The sequence below is a fragment of the Roseburia sp. AM23-20 genome (genome assembly GCF_003470905.1).
Lineage (GTDB): Bacteria > Bacillota > Clostridia > Lachnospirales > Lachnospiraceae > Roseburia > Roseburia rectibacter.
The window spans coordinates 51,912-69,344 of record NZ_QRHS01000022.1; the positions used below are offsets into that span (position 1 = coordinate 51,912).

At 41.8% G+C, this 17,433-nt stretch carries 19 protein-coding genes and 1 pseudogene; all 20 read right to left on the reverse strand.

Features of this window, described 5'->3' with window-relative positions; translation table 11 throughout:
• Positions 1-2 precede the first annotated feature (2 nt).
• A complete protein-coding gene (locus tag DW650_RS15060; protein WP_243102982.1) occupies positions 3-902 on the reverse strand; it encodes a recombinase family protein in 900 nt (299 codons plus the stop codon).
• Complete coding sequence (locus DW650_RS15065; RefSeq protein WP_199654295.1) at positions 874-2,490, reverse strand: recombinase family protein; 1,617 nt, start codon at positions 2,488-2,490, stop codon at positions 874-876. Before DW650_RS15065 ends, DW650_RS15060 begins: the two co-directional genes overlap by 29 nt.
• Before the next feature lie 90 nt (positions 2,491-2,580).
• Positions 2,581-2,739: an SHOCT domain-containing protein gene (locus DW650_RS19790; RefSeq protein ID WP_182435217.1), complete on the reverse strand. Its 159-nt coding sequence runs from the start codon at positions 2,737-2,739 to the stop codon at positions 2,581-2,583.
• An 81-nt stretch (positions 2,740-2,820) separates the two neighbouring features.
• Positions 2,821-3,216, reverse strand: a complete 396-nt coding sequence (locus DW650_RS15070) for a hypothetical protein (RefSeq protein ID WP_055215788.1) — start codon at positions 3,214-3,216, stop codon at positions 2,821-2,823.
• A 705-nt stretch (positions 3,217-3,921) separates the two neighbouring features.
• Entirely contained in the window at positions 3,922-4,347 is a 426-nt protein-coding gene (locus DW650_RS15075; RefSeq protein WP_006859205.1) for an RNA polymerase sigma factor, read from the reverse strand.
• A 374-nt stretch (positions 4,348-4,721) separates the two neighbouring features.
• Positions 4,722-5,303 carry an accessory gene regulator B family protein gene (locus DW650_RS15080; protein ID WP_118210391.1) on the reverse strand — a complete coding sequence of 194 codons (582 nt, stop codon included), beginning with the start codon at positions 5,301-5,303 and terminating at the stop codon, positions 4,722-4,724.
• 3 nt (positions 5,304-5,306) lie between these two features.
• The gene (locus DW650_RS15085; RefSeq protein WP_117485427.1) at positions 5,307-5,468 is read right to left on the reverse strand and encodes a cyclic lactone autoinducer peptide; all 162 of its coding nucleotides are present in this window, start codon (positions 5,466-5,468) and stop codon (positions 5,307-5,309) included.
• A 105-nt stretch (positions 5,469-5,573) separates the two neighbouring features.
• Entirely contained in the window at positions 5,574-6,869 is a 1,296-nt protein-coding gene (locus tag DW650_RS15090) for a sensor histidine kinase (protein ID WP_118210392.1), read from the reverse strand.
• A gap of 1 nt (position 6,870) precedes the next feature.
• Positions 6,871-7,575, reverse strand: a complete 705-nt coding sequence (locus DW650_RS15095) for a LytR/AlgR family response regulator transcription factor (RefSeq protein WP_118210393.1) — start codon at positions 7,573-7,575, stop codon at positions 6,871-6,873.
• 56 nt (positions 7,576-7,631) lie between these two features.
• Entirely contained in the window at positions 7,632-7,967 is a 336-nt protein-coding gene (locus DW650_RS15100) for a helix-turn-helix domain-containing protein (protein WP_006859200.1), read from the reverse strand.
• Between the two features lie 203 nt (positions 7,968-8,170).
• A complete protein-coding gene (locus DW650_RS15105; RefSeq protein ID WP_118210394.1) occupies positions 8,171-8,599 on the reverse strand; it encodes an HTH domain-containing protein in 429 nt (142 codons plus the stop codon).
• A gap of 25 nt (positions 8,600-8,624) precedes the next feature.
• The gene (locus tag DW650_RS15110) at positions 8,625-9,341 is read right to left on the reverse strand and encodes an AAA family ATPase (RefSeq protein ID WP_118210395.1); all 717 of its coding nucleotides are present in this window, start codon (positions 9,339-9,341) and stop codon (positions 8,625-8,627) included.
• 15 nt (positions 9,342-9,356) lie between these two features.
• Positions 9,357-10,757, reverse strand: a complete 1,401-nt coding sequence (locus tag DW650_RS15115; protein ID WP_118210396.1) for a prepilin peptidase dependent protein A — start codon at positions 10,755-10,757, stop codon at positions 9,357-9,359.
• A 51-nt stretch (positions 10,758-10,808) separates the two neighbouring features.
• Positions 10,809-11,480 carry a hypothetical protein gene (locus DW650_RS15120; protein ID WP_118210397.1) on the reverse strand — a complete coding sequence of 224 codons (672 nt, stop codon included), beginning with the start codon at positions 11,478-11,480 and terminating at the stop codon, positions 10,809-10,811.
• A 123-nt stretch (positions 11,481-11,603) separates the two neighbouring features.
• On the reverse strand, positions 11,604-12,602 hold the full coding sequence (locus DW650_RS15125) for a hypothetical protein (RefSeq protein WP_147403018.1): 999 nt from the start codon (positions 12,600-12,602) through the stop codon (positions 11,604-11,606).
• Positions 12,603-12,666: 64 nt separating this feature from the next.
• Positions 12,667-14,073 carry a hypothetical protein gene (locus DW650_RS15130; RefSeq protein WP_118210399.1) on the reverse strand — a complete coding sequence of 469 codons (1,407 nt, stop codon included), beginning with the start codon at positions 14,071-14,073 and terminating at the stop codon, positions 12,667-12,669.
• Between the two features lie 57 nt (positions 14,074-14,130).
• Positions 14,131-15,321, reverse strand: a complete 1,191-nt coding sequence (locus tag DW650_RS15135) for a DUF4885 family protein (RefSeq protein ID WP_118210400.1) — start codon at positions 15,319-15,321, stop codon at positions 14,131-14,133.
• Between the two features lie 400 nt (positions 15,322-15,721).
• Positions 15,722-16,222: a hypothetical protein gene (locus DW650_RS20130; protein ID WP_243102983.1), complete on the reverse strand. Its 501-nt coding sequence runs from the start codon at positions 16,220-16,222 to the stop codon at positions 15,722-15,724.
• Between the two features lie 2 nt (positions 16,223-16,224).
• On the reverse strand, positions 16,225-16,494 hold the full coding sequence (locus DW650_RS15145) for a hypothetical protein (protein ID WP_118210401.1): 270 nt from the start codon (positions 16,492-16,494) through the stop codon (positions 16,225-16,227).
• Between the two features lie 66 nt (positions 16,495-16,560).
• A pseudogene (locus tag DW650_RS15150) lies at positions 16,561-17,433 on the reverse strand (hypothetical protein); the annotation flags it as partial.

Sequence of the window (17,433 nt, forward strand, 5' to 3'; positions counted from 1 at the left end):
TCCTAATCCTTATATCCGGCTGTGACACGGCTCCCATTGATAAACTCCACTTCTGCCATGTTTCCGCCATGCACCCAGATACGTGCGATTATTTTTCTATATAAATTTTCATCAAATGTTTCCAGTTCCTTTTTTCCTGCAAGGATGTTTTTGACCTCCTCTGTCCGGAACTCCCCATCCCTGACCTCCAGTGTCCGGTAGCGTTCCTCTGCCCTTTCATAGAGCAATTTCATCAGGTCTGTTTCTGTGCGTTCCTGTTCTTCTTTCATCCGCTGCAGGTTCCGCTCCAGAACCCGGTACTGAGGGCTGACCTTTTCCTCCTGCCTGTGTACCCGGAGCAGGCCTTTGTTTCGTATCACTGCATTGATGGCTTCCACACACACCTGCTTTGCCTGCCCGTCTGTAATAAAACTGTTCCTGCAGTTTTTTGCTCTGCCAGTCACATAACTCTTGCACTTCCACTTGGCAGTGCCGCCACGCTCTTTTTTGTGGCTCGGCTGGATATGGCTGCATACTGCCCCGCATTCTGCACACCAGATGACACCTCCGAAGAGGATTCTCTCATCCCTGCCGGGCCTGTGGTCTGCCCTTCCAAGCTCTGTCCTCACCTTTTCCCGTCTGCACTGGACTCTCTCAAACAGTTCCTCTCCTATGAGCTGCGGATAGTAGTCTGTGCCAAGGTAGCTTGGGTTTTCCAGTATCCTGCCGATGGATGCGTGGGTCCAGGACACTTTCCCTTTTGCATTGCATATGTTTCTCCCTTTCAGGTTCTGGGCGATCCTGCCTGCCGCCACCCCGCTGTCATAGTCTGTAAATATCTGTTCCACAATTTTTCTCTGCTCTTCACAGATGGTAATTTTTCCATCCACAACCTTATAGCCGATTGGCATGTGCCACTGCATCCTGTCCGCCTCCCCTCTCCGTCAGTTTCAGTCCGTTGTGCAGGCAGAAGGTGATGTCGTGTTCCTTGGAGACCACGATCTTCTCTGCTGTCATTTTAAACAGTTGCTCGTCAAACTCCTCCCTTAATCCGTCCTGTTCTGCAATCAGTTGGATAAGCTGTTCGGTCCGTACAATTTCTTTTGTCCTCCGCAGCTTTCTGGTCAAAAGTGTCTTTTTTCTTCTGCATTCCGTCAGCTGCCAGCCAAGCTTGCTACTGCTCTCCATAAAAAGAGCAGAGTCCATATATCCTTTCCTCATGACTTGGTTTAGGATTTGGCTCTGCTCGCTTATATCTTTGATTTCCTTATCCAGTTGTCTGATTTCCTCACTGTCCTGCCTTGCTGCCACAAGTTCTGTCAGCTCTTTTAACAGCGGCTCTAATATCGTTCCCTGATTGGTGTACAGCTTGTTCCACATGTCTGTAAAAGCCCGGTGCAGTACATCCTCCCGGATGGCTTTCATGCAGCAGCTCTCTTTATCCTCCACATGTCCGCTGCACGTCCAGATGATTTTCTCATAGGGTTTCCCGATGTAGATTTTCTGCCGCCGGAAGGTTCTTCCGCATTCCCCACAGATGATTCTGCCGGAAAACAGGTATCTTTTGGTGTAGTCACTCTTGTTCATGTGCAGTACATCCACCCGGTATGCCATCAGGTTCTGCACCGCTTCTGCCTCCTCATGTGTGACGATTGGCGGATGGCTGTCCTTGATGAGATACTGGTTTCTCTGTCCGTTGTTTACCCTGCGGACAAATGGGAACCTTGTTTCTGTATATGTCCTCTGCTGAAGCATATCTCCCTCATAAATGGGATTTTTCAGAATGTCCTGTATCACCCCGTCCTGCCACTTTTCTGCACCACGGATTGTTGGAATGCCTTTCTGGTTCAATGCCTTTGCTATCACATACACTCCCATGCCGTTTAAGTAAGACTCATAAATCCACCTTACGGTTTCTGCCTCGGATTCTATGATGACTAAATTTCCATCCTCGTCTTTTCCATAGCCATACGCTGGCGTCGATATGATATAGGTTCCATCCTGAAAGCGTTTCTGTATCGCCCATCGGTTGTTGCTTGAGATGTTTTCTGATTCCCCCTGCGCCACCGATGCCAGGATGGTAATGAACAGCTCGCTTTTTTCTGACAGCGTGTTGATATTCTCTTTTTCAAAGTAGATTCCAACGCCAATCTCCTTCAGCTTTCGGATGGTCTGGATGCATTCCACCGTATTTCTTGCAAATCTTGTGATGGATTTCGTAAGGATCAGGTCGATGTTCCCATCCTCACAGTCTGAAATCATCATCTGGAACTCATCCCTGTGCTTTACGTTTGTTCCGCTGATTCCTTCATCCGCATACACCCCTGCAAACTCCCACAGGGGGTTGCTCTCGATTTTTTCCGTATAGTACTCGACCTGTGCAGTATAGGAAGTTGCCTGTGCCTGACTGCCGGTACTGACTCTGGCATATCCGCACACTTTCAGCCTGCGTTCTTCCTGTGTATGTTTCTGCGCTTTTGCTGCCTTTATGACAGTCACTTTTTTTACCATACTTTTTTCTCCTTTCCCAGTATTTTCAAGGGTTTTCACTCCCTGTCAGCAACATACACTACCACATAGTTTTATATATATCCAGTGTTATTACAGATATACTTTTGCCAGTTCGGGGGAAAAGGTCTTGACATTCAAAACCCGGATTTTTTCCCATTCTTCCTCGGTTAACAGCTTATCTTCATGCATCCTTTTTAAGAGAAATTCAGCAATCTTATACCGCACCTCATTCGCTCCGCTTTCCATCATCTCTCCCCTTTTTCCTCCCACAATTTAAGTAAGTTAAATTCATTCTCCCAAGAAAAACACTTCCGCCCAGAAGAAACACCTTTACATCATCCCGATTTCAGCCATGGTTGCAGCCTCATCTTCTTCCCGGAAATACTGTTCCGATACATCCCTGCTGACTGAAAGCACCTCTCCCGCGTCCTTTTCTCCCATCTGGATCGGGATTAAGAACGGATGGATTTCCTTACAGAATTCCAGATTGGGACAGCTATTGATAAAATAGCCACAGGTATCTAATATCAGCCTGTCACACATATCTGTGATGACGATCTTTTCGGCTTCAAACATGTGGCTGCCGATATAATTTGCGATATTTTCTGCCGTGGTCGAGATATAGTCCTCTTTCCGCTCCCCTCCATCACTCGGATAAAGATAGGCATATCCTGCCCTCTCCGTTTCAAAAATCCTTAACATCATTTCGGTATCTTCTTTCTTCATTTCCTGTTTTCCTCCATTCCCCATTTTTCAGTTTTTCTTAACCCCACAAGAATACGGCGGAAGTTCCCCTCCGCCGCATGGTTTCTGTAATTAAGTCTTACTGCCATAATCCTTCACTTCATAAATAAAAAGTGTCTGTCCCTATTCGTCACTACTCCCCGGAACCGAAACGCCGCCAAAACAGAGAAGAAAAAATCCCAAAGCCGGCATTTCATGGGCAGTCAGTCCAGACTGTCTTTGGTCCCTGCCACTCGGACAGGCAGACATCACAGGTATCTCACCTCCACCACTGCGTGCTGGCTAATCTCAAGGTGTATCATTATAGGCCATTCCCCTCTTCGCGCCTGTCCACCACAGACAGGCTGTACCCCGACTTTCCCGCTCGGCTCCTTAGATGCGATCTTTTTCACAGCATGGCTGGCAGAAAGAACATCTGCCCGATTGCTGCAGGAGTGTCACTGCGCCCCGGTTACGGCTCATGAAACGGCTAACGTATCTGAACTGCTGGATATGGCTGGCAGGATATGGCGTGATTCCATCCTGCGCTCGGAGCCCTGCATTCCTCTCCGGCATTTTTCAATGTGCGTTTTGTCTGCCTGTGTCGTATCCACACACGAGACATGAGAGGATTCCCGGAAGAGACCATCTGTCCAGAAAAAGTTCCTCTCATAAGGTACTCACAGAAAAACACGTTTTGAGGGGGTATTAATCAAAATATTTTTTTATTTTCTTTACCGCACCGTTTATGCTCTCCCGGATGTTCTTCTCTCCGACCCCTTCTTTCGCTGCAATCTGCCGGTATGTCATGCCCTCAAAAAAATAAAAATGCAGCCGCTCTCTCTGCACTGGAGTGAGTGACTGCATTGCTTTCTGCAGGGTTTCTATTTCCATCTGCCGGATGACCGTATCCTCTACCGATTCCCCGGTCAGCTCCACCAGATCTTCCGTTTCTCCTTCTGTATATCCGTCCTTGGTCGTATGTCTGATATCCCGCATTTCCTGTGCGTGGGCTTCTTTGCGGAACGTATCGACAAGTGCCTCGTAGACTTCTCTGGTCACATAGGTGTATTCCAGCTCACCAACTGCATCTTTATAAAAATCCTTGACTCTGATCCTGATCCATTCTGACATTCAAATGTCCTCCATTTCGTAATTTTTTTGAAATGAAGGACATCTGGAGGGCCTCTGGGTTCTGCTTTACTGGAAAAAGACAATAAAAAAAGGTGCTGTTCCCATGCAAAATAAAGCATGCAAAACTGCACCCGGATGTTATCCTTATGAACTTTTCCCTTTCTGCCGCCCCCTGCAATCCGGTGCGGCATAAATTCCCCAAAACATGCCACGCCTTTCTTCTCCTAAGCCTTTTTGCGGTACTATACTTGGAAAGAAAGTGCGCTTCAATATAAGTGTAATAAGTCTTACGGTACCTGTAATAAGTTACCGTCTTGGATTGTCATCCCTCCTGTTTTCCAGAAAAAAAGTCCCTTCCGTTTGTTCGGAAAGGACTATCCATTTTCGGTATGCGACTGTATCCATAGCTGTGCTTTTCCTACGAGCATGAACAGTGCCGTGATACAGATTCCCGTATAAACAGCATACGCATACGGTATCTGGCCTGCATACCATAAAATGCCAAGCACAGCCAGTTCCAAGGCTGCGGTCAGCCTTGCTTTTCTGCCAAAATGCTTTTGTTCCTCTTTATCCAGTTTCCGGTTCTTGCTGTGCATGGGACTGAGTAAAAAAATAATCCCTGCGGACACCAGCAATACTGCCAGCAGCCATGCCAGCGATGTCTTGTAAAACACAGCCTGTGTATAAACCGGAACCAGCAGCACCAGATTGGAACCAAGATAACAGAAAATCCTGCCGTCTGAGTGATATCCACCTGTATAACTGCGAAGAACCATAAAAGACAGGGTAAACACTGCCACAACCGCCAGTTGCTCTGTGAGCAGACCGATGACCAGTGCCGTCACAACGTTTAGAAGCAGGATCATACCATTGCGTATTCCAAACTGGTATAATTCCTGCTCCTCCTCTTTTATGATTCCCCGCTCAACCATACGGTGGCTGAGCCATCTTGTCATAGTTTAAAACCTTCTGAGTTTTTTGGAATCTTCCGGCATCTTGTCCTGTCCGAAATACCACATGCAGGAACGATTCGTTGCCATGGTTGTCACCATGAGTGCCAGTGCTGCCATCACGCTCATGGACTTGCTGCTCAGTCGGTACATCCAGTTTCTTTTCTTCATTTTTAGTAAAACCCTCCTTTTTTTGATGTTTTCACTCTACCAGTTCCCATAAAAAAATCAATCTATCTGTAACAAGTTGCAGGTTTGCTGTAATAAGTTGCAGTCTCACTCCAGTTTTGCGATTCCGTTGAGCAGAAGGACTGCCTCAAAATGTTCCCCCTGATCTTTTAACAGAAGCTCCCCACCATATTTTTCTGCCACTTTCCGCACCGAACGGATTCCCCTGCCGTGTTTTATTTTATCTTTTTTGCTTGTCTGTCGATAGGAACCTGCCCCGGATGGCTTGCTGTTCTTAATGGATAAAAGCAGTCTGCCCTCCTGAAACTTTGATTCCACATGGACATACCGTTTTTCCTGTTCCACTGCCATCGCTGCCTCTATCGCATTATCCAGAAGATTCCCATACAGAACACCCATATCCCCGATGTCCACGGATACTCTCTGGGGGAGCAGAGTTGTAACCTGCATCGGTATTTCCTTTTCTTTTGCCTTTACGCCTTTTATCTTTAGTATGGCATTCACCACCGGATTTGCCGAATAAATGATCTCTTCTGCCAGCCGGATATCTCCCAATAATTCCTGCAGTCTGTCCCTGATCAGTTCCACACTTCCCTGTTCTGCCGCTGCGAGCAGTCCCGTCAGCCGGTTCTTCATATCATGCCGGATGTCCTGTATCTGTTCCTGATACCGTTCCATGTCCTGATAGTATTCGTTCCGGTATAAGATTTCCCTCTGGATCATTTCCTCTTCGTGCTGCTTTTCCTCCACTGTCGTATACTTTTCAATCATCAGAAAAATGATGTAGTTTGTGATGATAATGACAAAAATGATACACATGCACAGCACGACCATCTGTGCCGAAATCAGTTCTTTTGCAACCTCTATCAACAAAAAGCAACTAATCAGGCTGCATAATGGAATAAGTGCCAGCGCATAACTGGTTTCCTTTGGCATACTCGACAGCTTTACATTCTTTCCAGCTTTCAGCCTGCAAAAGACTTCCACAATGACAAGCCGGAATATCACCACCAGGAATGCAGAAAAATAGTAGATAACAACATCATCCTCTACTATCTGTTCCATAAATACTTTGCTAAACAGATAACCTGCCGGTTCACTAATCCCCATAATCCCCATATACAGCAGAACTGCAATCAGCCTGCTTGCAATCCCTGCCTCATACTGGCAGACATATACACAGAGAATCGCCACCATCGTCACAAAATTCAGCCAGCTTATCCCCATCTGGTTCACCGCACTTCCAATCAGCTCGCACACTATCAGCAGAAGAACAGAAAATTCCATGGAAGTTTTTCTGTTTCCGATGAACTTCTCTAAATACCTGCGGTAAATGCAGAGGTCAAAAAGATTTATGACAAGCCTCACCCCATACAATGCCATGTCACATTCCTCCCTGCACAAATGCGATGTGCTTTTCCGTCAGCTCCTTCCGGTATCCTCTTGTCACTCCCAGCTCTGTGCCGTCCGTAAGCATGACCATGCCGCTGGATACGGAATGAACATGTTTCAAATTAACGATAAAAGAGCCATGTACGGCAGCAAACATGCGCTCGTCCAGTTTCTCCCATATTTCATTCAGGTTCATGTTGGACTGATATTTCATTTTCTTTGTGTGGATGATCGCCTGACGCCCCCGCTTTTCCAGATACAGGATTTCGTCAAATTTCAGACTGTACCGCACCCTGCGGTAACAAAATGAGAAACTCTGATTGGTCAGATTCAGATAGGTTCCTGCCTTCTCAAACAGCACGCGGAGCCTTTCTTCTGAGATTGGTTTTGGAATAAAATCAAATGTGACAACTTCAAATACACTTGGCATGTATTTGGTATAGCTGGTAAGAAACACCAGCAATGCCTTGGGATCTGTCTCACGGATCTGTTTTGCCACCGCCAGTCCGTCCATTCCAGGCATCTCAATATCAAGAATGTACATATCCGGCTTTTGCTCCGCATCTGCACATTCCCTCAATAATTCTTCCGGTCTGGTATAAAACGCATACTCCACCGCATAATCGATCATACGCAGTGTATAGCGTCTGATCCTTTCAATGTCCTGCTGATTATCATCGCAGATTGCTACCCTCATACATCGTCTCCTTCTCAATATATTTATCAAATATACATCCCGGAGACTGTGCTGCATTAACGGCCTGTCATCAGCTTTCTCATATACGCAAGCATACGGTCTATAAATGCATCCCGTTCCTCCCTGCTACAGTTTGCAAGGAACAGTTCAATATCAACCTTATGATTTGTATCCCCCGTAACCAGATAAGTCGGCTCAATCCTGTACTTCTCATACAAGATCAGCATTTTCTCCGGCTGTAAGCCATAGACACCGCTTTCGATTTTTCGATAATGCTCTACCCCTACATCCAGCGTCTCTGCAAAAACTTCCTGCGTATATCCACTGTTTTCTCTGGCGGTTTGCAACCTTTTTCCGATCTGTATATTGATTTCCTTCTTCTCTGCTTTCATGGAATTCACCTCGCTTTTATGGTAATGATACCAACGAGAAATACCTGAAAACAGATTGCAACACAACACTTCAAAAGTCGTATTGCGACATATCTCCATAAACGAAAAGTGAGCAGCAGACACCAATCTGCTACTCGCCTTCTATCTTTCTTTATTCTAATTACATTTCCTGCTATTCCACCAGTTTCCCAAGCACCACATGATTATATTGGCAACTCACAATCTTTTAGCCAAAATCGCAGTTCCATAACAGTCACAGCAATTTTATATTTTACTTCGATTTCAACTTTTTCTAGTGGATTGGTTAAAAGCCTGTCAATATCCTGTTCCTCAACACCAGCCATCTTTGCTATCGTAAGCTTGGATATGCCGTGATAGGAAACAAGCACTTCCAAAAAACCGCTTAGTTGCCTATCCTTATCTTCAATCGCTCCAAAATACAGAAATCCTGCTTTACTAAGTATTTTAAGACGCAATGTAGGATCATCTGGCAAACATTCCACATTGCCCATTACTACTCCATCTATTGTTTCTTCAGTTATTTCTAAATATTTTGAAAGAGTATTTTTATTAAAACGATACTCCTCAATTAAAGAAGTCAACATTTCTGAAATATTTTTTGTTTTTATCATATTTGTGCCCTAACACATTGTTTCTTTACTCTGTCAACAATTTATCCAGCAACATCTGCCTATTGTTTATAAACATTTCTGTCACTTGATAACTCTCTGTTTCTTCATATTCACATAAATGTATGCTTCCATTATCAAAACAATAGATATCTGCATCTGGTATGCCTAATAAAATAGGTGAATGTGTAACTATAAAAAATTGTGCTCCCTCTTTTGCACATCTATATATTTGTATTAACAATGTAAGCTGTCTCTGAGGTGATAATGCAGCTTCTGGTTCATCAAAAAGATACAGACCATTTGGCTGCAAATTGTTCTGCGCTAACGCGAGAAAACTCTCTCCATGTGACTTTTCATGATATTTAACAGAAGGATGCGCAAAATCTGCATATTCTTCTTCCTGCGTTGCAACATTATAAAAACTTTCGGCTCTAAGAAAATATCCCCATTTTTCCTTCCGATAGCCTTTTGAAATTCTTATCGCATCACATAATTCTGAATGTGTATCATGCGTAGAAAAAACATAATTCTTTGTTCCACCCTCAGGATTAAAACCATGTGCTACGGCAAGTGCCTCCAATAAAGTGGATTTGCCACTGCCATTTTCTCCGACAAAAAAAGTAACCGGTTTGTTGAAATCAAGTTTTTTAACACCCAAAAAAGCCTCAATTCTCTTTAAATAACTATCGTTATCAATTCTATCCCAATCGAATGTTACTCCTTGTATAAATTGATTATTCATTTAATTACCTTTGCTTTATTTTTTTATCTGAATTGTACCGTCTGCCATGAAAAACTGTACGTTTAACTCAGACATAATATCTTTGTGCTGTGTCCGATTATATGCTAAAATTTCCCGGATATCGCTTGCGTAATCCTGATAGGTCAGGTTCCCGCCCGGATTATTTAACAGGTCATCCAGTGTTTTCGGCAGACCATGTATCGTTGCATTTTCCACGGAAAGGTCTCCAAGCGATACACTGCCACCGGTTGCCTTATGTAAAAATTTTTCCACATCCGTCGCAGCTTTTAACAGATACTTTTCTTTCTCAGACAATGCCTGTATTTCCGAATCCATAGAAAAATAAATATCCATCAGCTCCTCCGAATGCTTTGACAGAACATCCTCTATCTTCTGTTTCATTACATGATCATTGATACCATCCACACTTACCTGACCATCCGCCCCAATTTTTATGGAAAACGTGGAATCGGAACTATCCATTCCCGCTTCCTGCAAATCAGCAAATATCTTATCTTTTACTGTGGTATTCATTTTTGCACTTGCATTCGCACTATCCAGCTCTGCTGCGGTACAGAAGATATTTAAAAGTGCATTTTCCTGCTCGGTCAGTTCTTTGCCTGCTGCCTTCTTTTCCAGTAAATTGTGAATCTGCTCATCGTCCGGCACTGCCCCACCCTGCATGACCTCTTCTGCCTGTTCCTGATGCAGTTTCTCCATCTGCTCTGTATAATAGGCTTTGTACTTCTGCCGGATTTCCTTAATTGCACGCATTTCCTCCGTATCGGTTAAGCCTTCCTGCATCTGCTTCCTGACTGTCCCTTCATACTTCTGAACCTCTGCCATTTCCTGATAAGCTCCATGACTTTTATCCGCCTGTGTTGTCTGGAAGGAAAGATGATATTCGGCATCCGGGTTTACCATTGAACCGTCCTTTGCCTGTACTTTTACGGTATAACCCCGGTTGTCCGAATTCCAGTTCGGTATGGTAATACTCAGACCTCCATTTCCATTCTCTTTCCCAATGCCAACCTGACTGCCTTCCTCATCATACAAAACCATCTCATAATCACAGCCTTCCGGTATATGATCTAAAGTGATCGTAATATCCTTATTATAGGTATTCTTCGCGAAACTTAATGCCCGGTACTCTGTAATATTGAATTTGTAATAATCCACATCTTGTGTATCCGATAAATTTCCCTTTAAATATCCATCCGGCTTATTGATAAGTGCCGTCAGATCCAGTGTTCTTCCAAACACATCCTGATCCGTATATTTATTTGTTTTCCAGAAATAATCATTGGAAACTTTACTGTTTTCTACTGCTATGTTGTTATCAGTAGGTAAACCTTTTTTCTTAAAATCATATCCTACAAGCTGCGTATGCATCTCTACTGTGCGGGTTATTACCATCTTTTCCTTCTCCTTGTGTATAATTGTTTTTCATAATACTTTCCTATATTCTTATGCTTTCCTGTCAAAAGACGGCTTCTCTTCCAAATAATCCGGCAGTTCTCCCAATTCAGAACTTTGACCATTCTTTTGCGCATGATATTCATTGAAGTAAATTCCGTAAAATTCTCTTTCTTTTTCCCGCTCAGCCGGAGTTCTTTCACATCCCCATCCGTAACCATCTCCCAGATAGGTCAGCACTTTTGTTCCCTGATAAGAAATGTCGGCACCATATCCTCCACCTGTCAGAATCGGACATTCCAGTGTGCCTCCTCCCGCCAGAACAAATTTCTTTTCCGCAAGGTTGTTATTCTTCCCCTCTGCCCTCTCCAGAAAATCAAGCAGTGATAATTCTCCGATTCCCTTGCATTTCGGATTACTGTTTTTTTGTCTTTTTACTGCATTTTTCGCCTGCTGATATAATGCCTTTCTGTCAGGGGATACATCGGATATGTATTCTGCACATAATTTTGTTCTCTGCCTGTGAATAGATTCTAATTCCGCTTTGTTCGTTGTATTGGCAGCTCTCTGAGCCAGTTCTTTAATCTCCGCAACAAACTCCGCCTGTGACTTATTGCTTTTCCCTGCACTTGGAATCATAGACCAGTCAGGTTCGCCGTTTCTCAGTGATGCACTATATTTTGTAATAGCAGAATTCGCTGCATTCGAAATCGAAATTCCCATAAATCCACCTCGCATTTCATAAATAAATCTATCCCTTTATATCTACTGACTTTCTGCCACTCTACTCTCTGGTGATGTCATCCAATTTTATTTGAATTGCATTATATCACTGTATTATGGAAATCAAATCGTATCATTAAATGTACTTCCAACATTACCAGTTACTGCATTCGCATTTGCAATCTGCTTTACAAACCTGCTAATGTCCTGATCTAATACATTCGTTAAAGAATTATTATTCGCCGTATTGCGAATACCACTTGCCTGATATACAGGTGTCATAAGTTCCCTATACTGTTTCATTGTAGCATTCAGAGCCTTTTCATCCTTCATATCCACATTTTGAAATAAGGTTTTTATAGTCGACGAAAGTTCTTTATTTGATGCAGACTGCACAACACTTCCTCTTTGTGTAGCACCTTCCAAATTAGCCATTAATGTCTTTCTTGTCTGCTCTGGTAAATTAGCCATCTGGCTTTTCAGTGAGTCTGCTGCCTTATCACTGAGTTTCATCCGGGTGTTGTAATATGTATTCAAATTTCCTGTGTTTCCCACACCTTCCTGTTCATCAGTAAAATATCCCTGACTATTTTGACGTTCTTTTTGTGCCTGCGTGAGACTATTTATATATTCCTCCATACTTTTGTTTATGACGGCAGCCTGTTCTTCTGTAAGATTTTCTTTTGCATAGCTGCTTACCATATTTGTTGCAATTCCCATAGACGCATAATCTTTGTAATCCAAATCACTTCCCTTGGCAGGCAAAGCGGAAATTGCATTTCTCACAACTTCTTTACATGCTTTCATTTGGGCATTAGTGAATGTAACACCATCTATCTCATATGTAATGTTATCCCCTGTTTTAGAGAAAACATTATCTACAACTTCACTTCTGTCCACACTCAATGTCCTTGACTGATTCTGTTGTTTCTGTTGCATCTCCCTTACTTCCTCATCAGACATTTTTCTCATTGTACCAGATGATTTTTCCTGTAGCTTCTCTGACGTATTTCCCGCATACTTTTTGGTTACAGTGTTAATCACATCGTAATTCTGGGAAATCAACCCCGTATTCATATAATTGTTCACACTAGACGTTTTATAATACCTCCATTCTTTCATTAGGCTGCTTCTTACCGTTTGTGTTGATACCTACGGATTGCAGCAATATATATGTTGATAAAGTTTACTTATTTTCATTGCCTCCCACATCCATCTGAATCTGATATCTTGGAATCGTCCCATTTTCCTTTTTATAAGCCAGAACATCATAAATCATCTGCTTATAATCATAGTATTTTGATACTGCATCTGCATGATTCACAAGGTCTGCAATATTTTCTGGCAGTCCGCTGATAAAATTACTGGAAGAAGCTCCCGTCCCGGATGTTATTTCCAAATCATCTACTGTTACGTTCCCATTTGATACCTTATTCAAAAAACGATCTAATTCCTCTACATAGCCAGCCAGACGATATTCCTGATCACTCATATTTTCTACGGTCTGTGAATGACTCAGATATGAGTTTTTTATCTGCTGCATAAATCTATCTTCCACGAGTTTTTTCACTTTTTCATTGTCTTCATCACTCAGTCCGGTCACACGCACTTCTCCCGCAGAGGAAATCGAAATATGCATGGTACTATCCAATGAAATCCCTGTCTCCTGCAAAGCATCCCTAAAATCATTCTGGAATCTCCGATCTGCTTCATCGGCTTCTATTTTTTGTATATCCTTGATGTTGCCATAGATTTTCACATAGGCTTCTTCCGCATCCGTGAGTGTTTCACCATTTTGTTTTCTTGCCAGCATTTGTGCGGCACTCTCATTTCCAGAATATTGCAATTCCTCAGGAAGTGCCTCAAACTGCTCTTTATGAAGTCTGTCAATGCCTTCTTTCTCTAAACCCTTTCTCATATTTTTCCCCGTTAAGGAATCCAGTAAGCTCTTTTCCCCATTCTGAAGTTCGCGACCATTTCTCTCCTGTGCTTTTTCAAGGGCTTGTGCTGCTGTTTTAGGCATCTCCCCCTGTGCAAAAGTAAGGGTGTAATTTTCATCCAGCTTAACGGCAGAACCATCTGCTTTTTCTATCTTTAAAACAAAATCTGAGGAATTTGACCAGTCACATGGAACTTTTATTGTCTTTGTTCCATCCCCATTATCTGTCGCCATTCCAACCTGATTGCCATCCCTGTCATAGATAGTCATATTGTAATCACAGCCTTCCGGGACTTTCATTGTAATGTAAACCGGTCTGTGATTTAAACACTGTGAACCCGCATCTATTTTCAGGTAATCTACATCACTGTCACTGCTCAATGAACCAATAAAACGATTATTCTTATTGGTGCCAACGATCAATAACGATAAATCCACAACTCCCGAACCGTATCCTTTTACCGCTGCACTTGCAGATGCCCCCGTAAAGGCATTACGATAAAGATTATTGTCTCCATCATTTTTTTCCGTCAGAACAAATTCATCACCTAAGTCCTTCATTTTTGATTGGCATACCGGAGCCGGCATATGATATGTATAATTACCACAAATATTCTTATATTGACTATGATTCTGAATGATTCCAATTCCCATACATGGTTCTCCTTCTTTCGTAATTCTTCAACCAGTTTTCCAAAAAATATTATATTTCTAAAGCACAGAATACCATTGTCTGTTCATACGATCAGCTTCATACTGGTATGTAATCAGCTGGTTCATGTCCTTTAAACCGCTCTTTCCATATAAAATGCTTAAAGTCATATCTGGCACATTGTTCCATCCTCTGGTTGATATCGTTGTAACCAGGTCATGTATCCAATTCTTCATTTGCTGCTTAAACTCTTTCGGAACTTTTCCAGAACTTTCAACTGCACTATCCACTAAGTCCAATATATTCTCTCCCGACTCCGTATAATATGTCCCATTTTTTTCCTCAAGTTTGTCTAATTCATATCCTGTATAACTATAAACCTGATGATATGCTTCGTATTTCATCTTTGATTCCTCTGTTACTTGAGAACTCTCACAGCCATCTTGTGTTGAGCAATAATAGATATGCTTATAGAGATTTTTCCCATTATTACCTACATTTAAAGCATTCTGCATCAACACCTTTGTTTCTTCATCCACACCATCTACCGTTATCTCGTAACTGTATGGATCGACAGTAAAAGTACACTCTTCCTTAATAGAAGATGTATCTACACCAGCCTGCTTTAAAATATTTGAAATCTGTGAATTTACCAATGCTCTTTCAAATTGGATTTTATCCGAATCTACACTGTCGCCGTCTACTTCAATTCCCCTGAACAAAGAATCCTGATAATTTACACCATTTATTTTTCCTGTCCGGCACATCTGCATCTCATAATTATATGCAATCCTACGTTCTGTATCAGTCAAATTAGTCTCGTAATACTCTGAACTCTTATCAAAATACTTGGAATGAATATAATTTTCTGGGTTAGAATGTGTTTTTGCTTCTGCGGCAAGCTTAGAATACTTTTCCGTTAATGCCGCCCTAAATGCTTTACCTGTACTCATATATTCACTTGTTTTCGCATTAATCTGTGTTCCTGCATTCTCAATGAGCTCTTGATTCGTTTTTTTTGCTGAAGCTATATAGGACTTTAAGTCAATGCTGCTGTCAATACTTGTGTTATGTGTTCTTCCACTTGTACTTTTTGTCAGTTTTTCCTTTCCCGATGCACTTATCGTTAAAGTATCTCTTGTGCCTCTACAACCAGTGTTTTGACTGCTTGCCGCTTTTTGTTGTTGACCAAACAGAACATTAAGCAACGACTGATTAGCATTAATTCGGCTGTTAAAAAATATATTCATAATATCACCAACCTCCTTCTTCTAATATTTTATAAACAAAATTATTGTTCATCCAATAATTTGATTATAATCATGTAATAATTCAGATTTTATCATGAGATACCATCTCAATGCTCTTTTCATAACTAGAAGCTGCTGTTGACACCAATGACTGAATATTGACATTATCACTGTTAGCATTTGAGTTATTCAATAGATTGGACAGTCTTTGTTTACTTTCATATGTCCGACTTCTATATACATCTTCCTTTTGTTTACGTTTTATCAAATGTTCCTTTTGATTTTTTTCAATCTGTTCTTCAATAAATTCCTCCAACCGCTTATGACGTTTCTCCCACCAAGTTTCTCCATCATTAGCTGTTTCTAGTCCACTCTTTCCTACCGGACCTGCATAACCATATCATTCTTCCGGTGACGCTCCAATAACATCAAAGCTAACATTATTTGATCCTACAGATAAACCTTTAACTGAATATGCTGAACGAACTCTGTTCAAAACATAGTTCTCATATTCAGGATCGTTTTTCATTCTTTCAAAAGCCTCTTCTTTAATTACAATTGCCCCTGAAGAAAATGTGGAACGAACCCATCCGCTTACGGGAAATTGAGATATTTCATTCATAACCCATTGTTTATACTCATCCAATGTCATCTCATCTTTTGATTTTTCAGAAACCACGCTATTGTTTAAAGCATTGTTTATCTTAGGCGGATAATCAATAGTCACATCTCCCGGAAATTTTACTGTATCAGATTTTTCACTACTTCCATTACAAACCGTTTCTACAATTTTTTCTGAAGATTTTTCCGATACTTTTCCACTATTCTTATTTTGTACAAAACTTGTATAGGTGTTTCTATATGGATTGACACCTATATCTCTTACATTTGCGCCAAACATAATTATTCTCCTCCTAGCTTTTTGCTTATTCCTTCTACCAGTTCTGTGTAGTCGTCAAACTGTGTACTCAATATTTCATCCTTTGAAAAAGTAATTCCAAACTCTTTTTCCACTTCTAAGAATAACTCTAAAAGATTAGCAGCAGAAAAACCAATTTTACTTGACAGAAATCTATGCTCTTTCAGCATTTCAACTTTATCCGCACTACAGCCGAACTTTTCAATAAAAACTTTATCCAACTTATCTTTTATATTTTTATTTGATACCGTCACACTGTATATTTCCTTTCTTGTTTAGCTTCTAAATTGTTCTATGTCTATTATATCTTAACAATTTAATCAAAGTACTTTTCTGAAACTGTACTCATACATATCCGAATACATGTTATCATGCGGTTGGGGCGTCAGCCTTCTATCCAATGCCGCCATATCCACCGTAAAACCACTGTCTGCCACAGAAAAAGCACCATTACTGAATTTAAACTCCGAAGTGAAGTCTGGAATCCCCAGATCACCGCTTGTCCTATTATGTCCTATAATATTTATCAATGCATCCTTTATCCGCTCTATCTTGGCATTGTCTTTTGTTTTGTTGATCAGATTAGCGGCTTTTTCCGGCAGCCCGCCAATCTTTCCGTCTGGTGTCAGGTAAAGGTTCTCCAGAGAAATATCTTCTCCCGTAACTCCTTTTAAGTAACGCCTGACTTCCTGCACATCCGTGGCATACTGCCATGTATTGGACGTCAGATTTCCCACACTGTCAGCAATTCCTGTGTAATACTGATACATCCGGTCACTGTACTTTTCCTCTACCAGTTTCTGAACCTGCTCCCGAACCTCTTTGTCTTCAATGCCACTCACCGTTACATTCCCATTGCTTTCAATTTTTATCTGCATTCCCTCCAGCTCATCACGAGAGATCCCTTTGCTTTCCAGATCCTTTACAAAATCCTCGGAAAAATCATTTTTCAGTTCCGCCTTCTGCTGTGCTTTCTCAAAATCTTTCAGGTTTGCAAAAATCTTCACATACTCCATTTCAGCATCATCCAGTGTCTTTCCTTCCGCCATGTTCTGCAACAATTCATCCACTGTGCGCCCGCCTTTGTATTTCTTTTCTTCCGTCAGACTTTCAAACTGCTTCTGGTGGAGTTTATCCATTTCTTTTGTATAATTTTTCTCTGTATCCATCAGGACTTCATTATATTTGTCGAG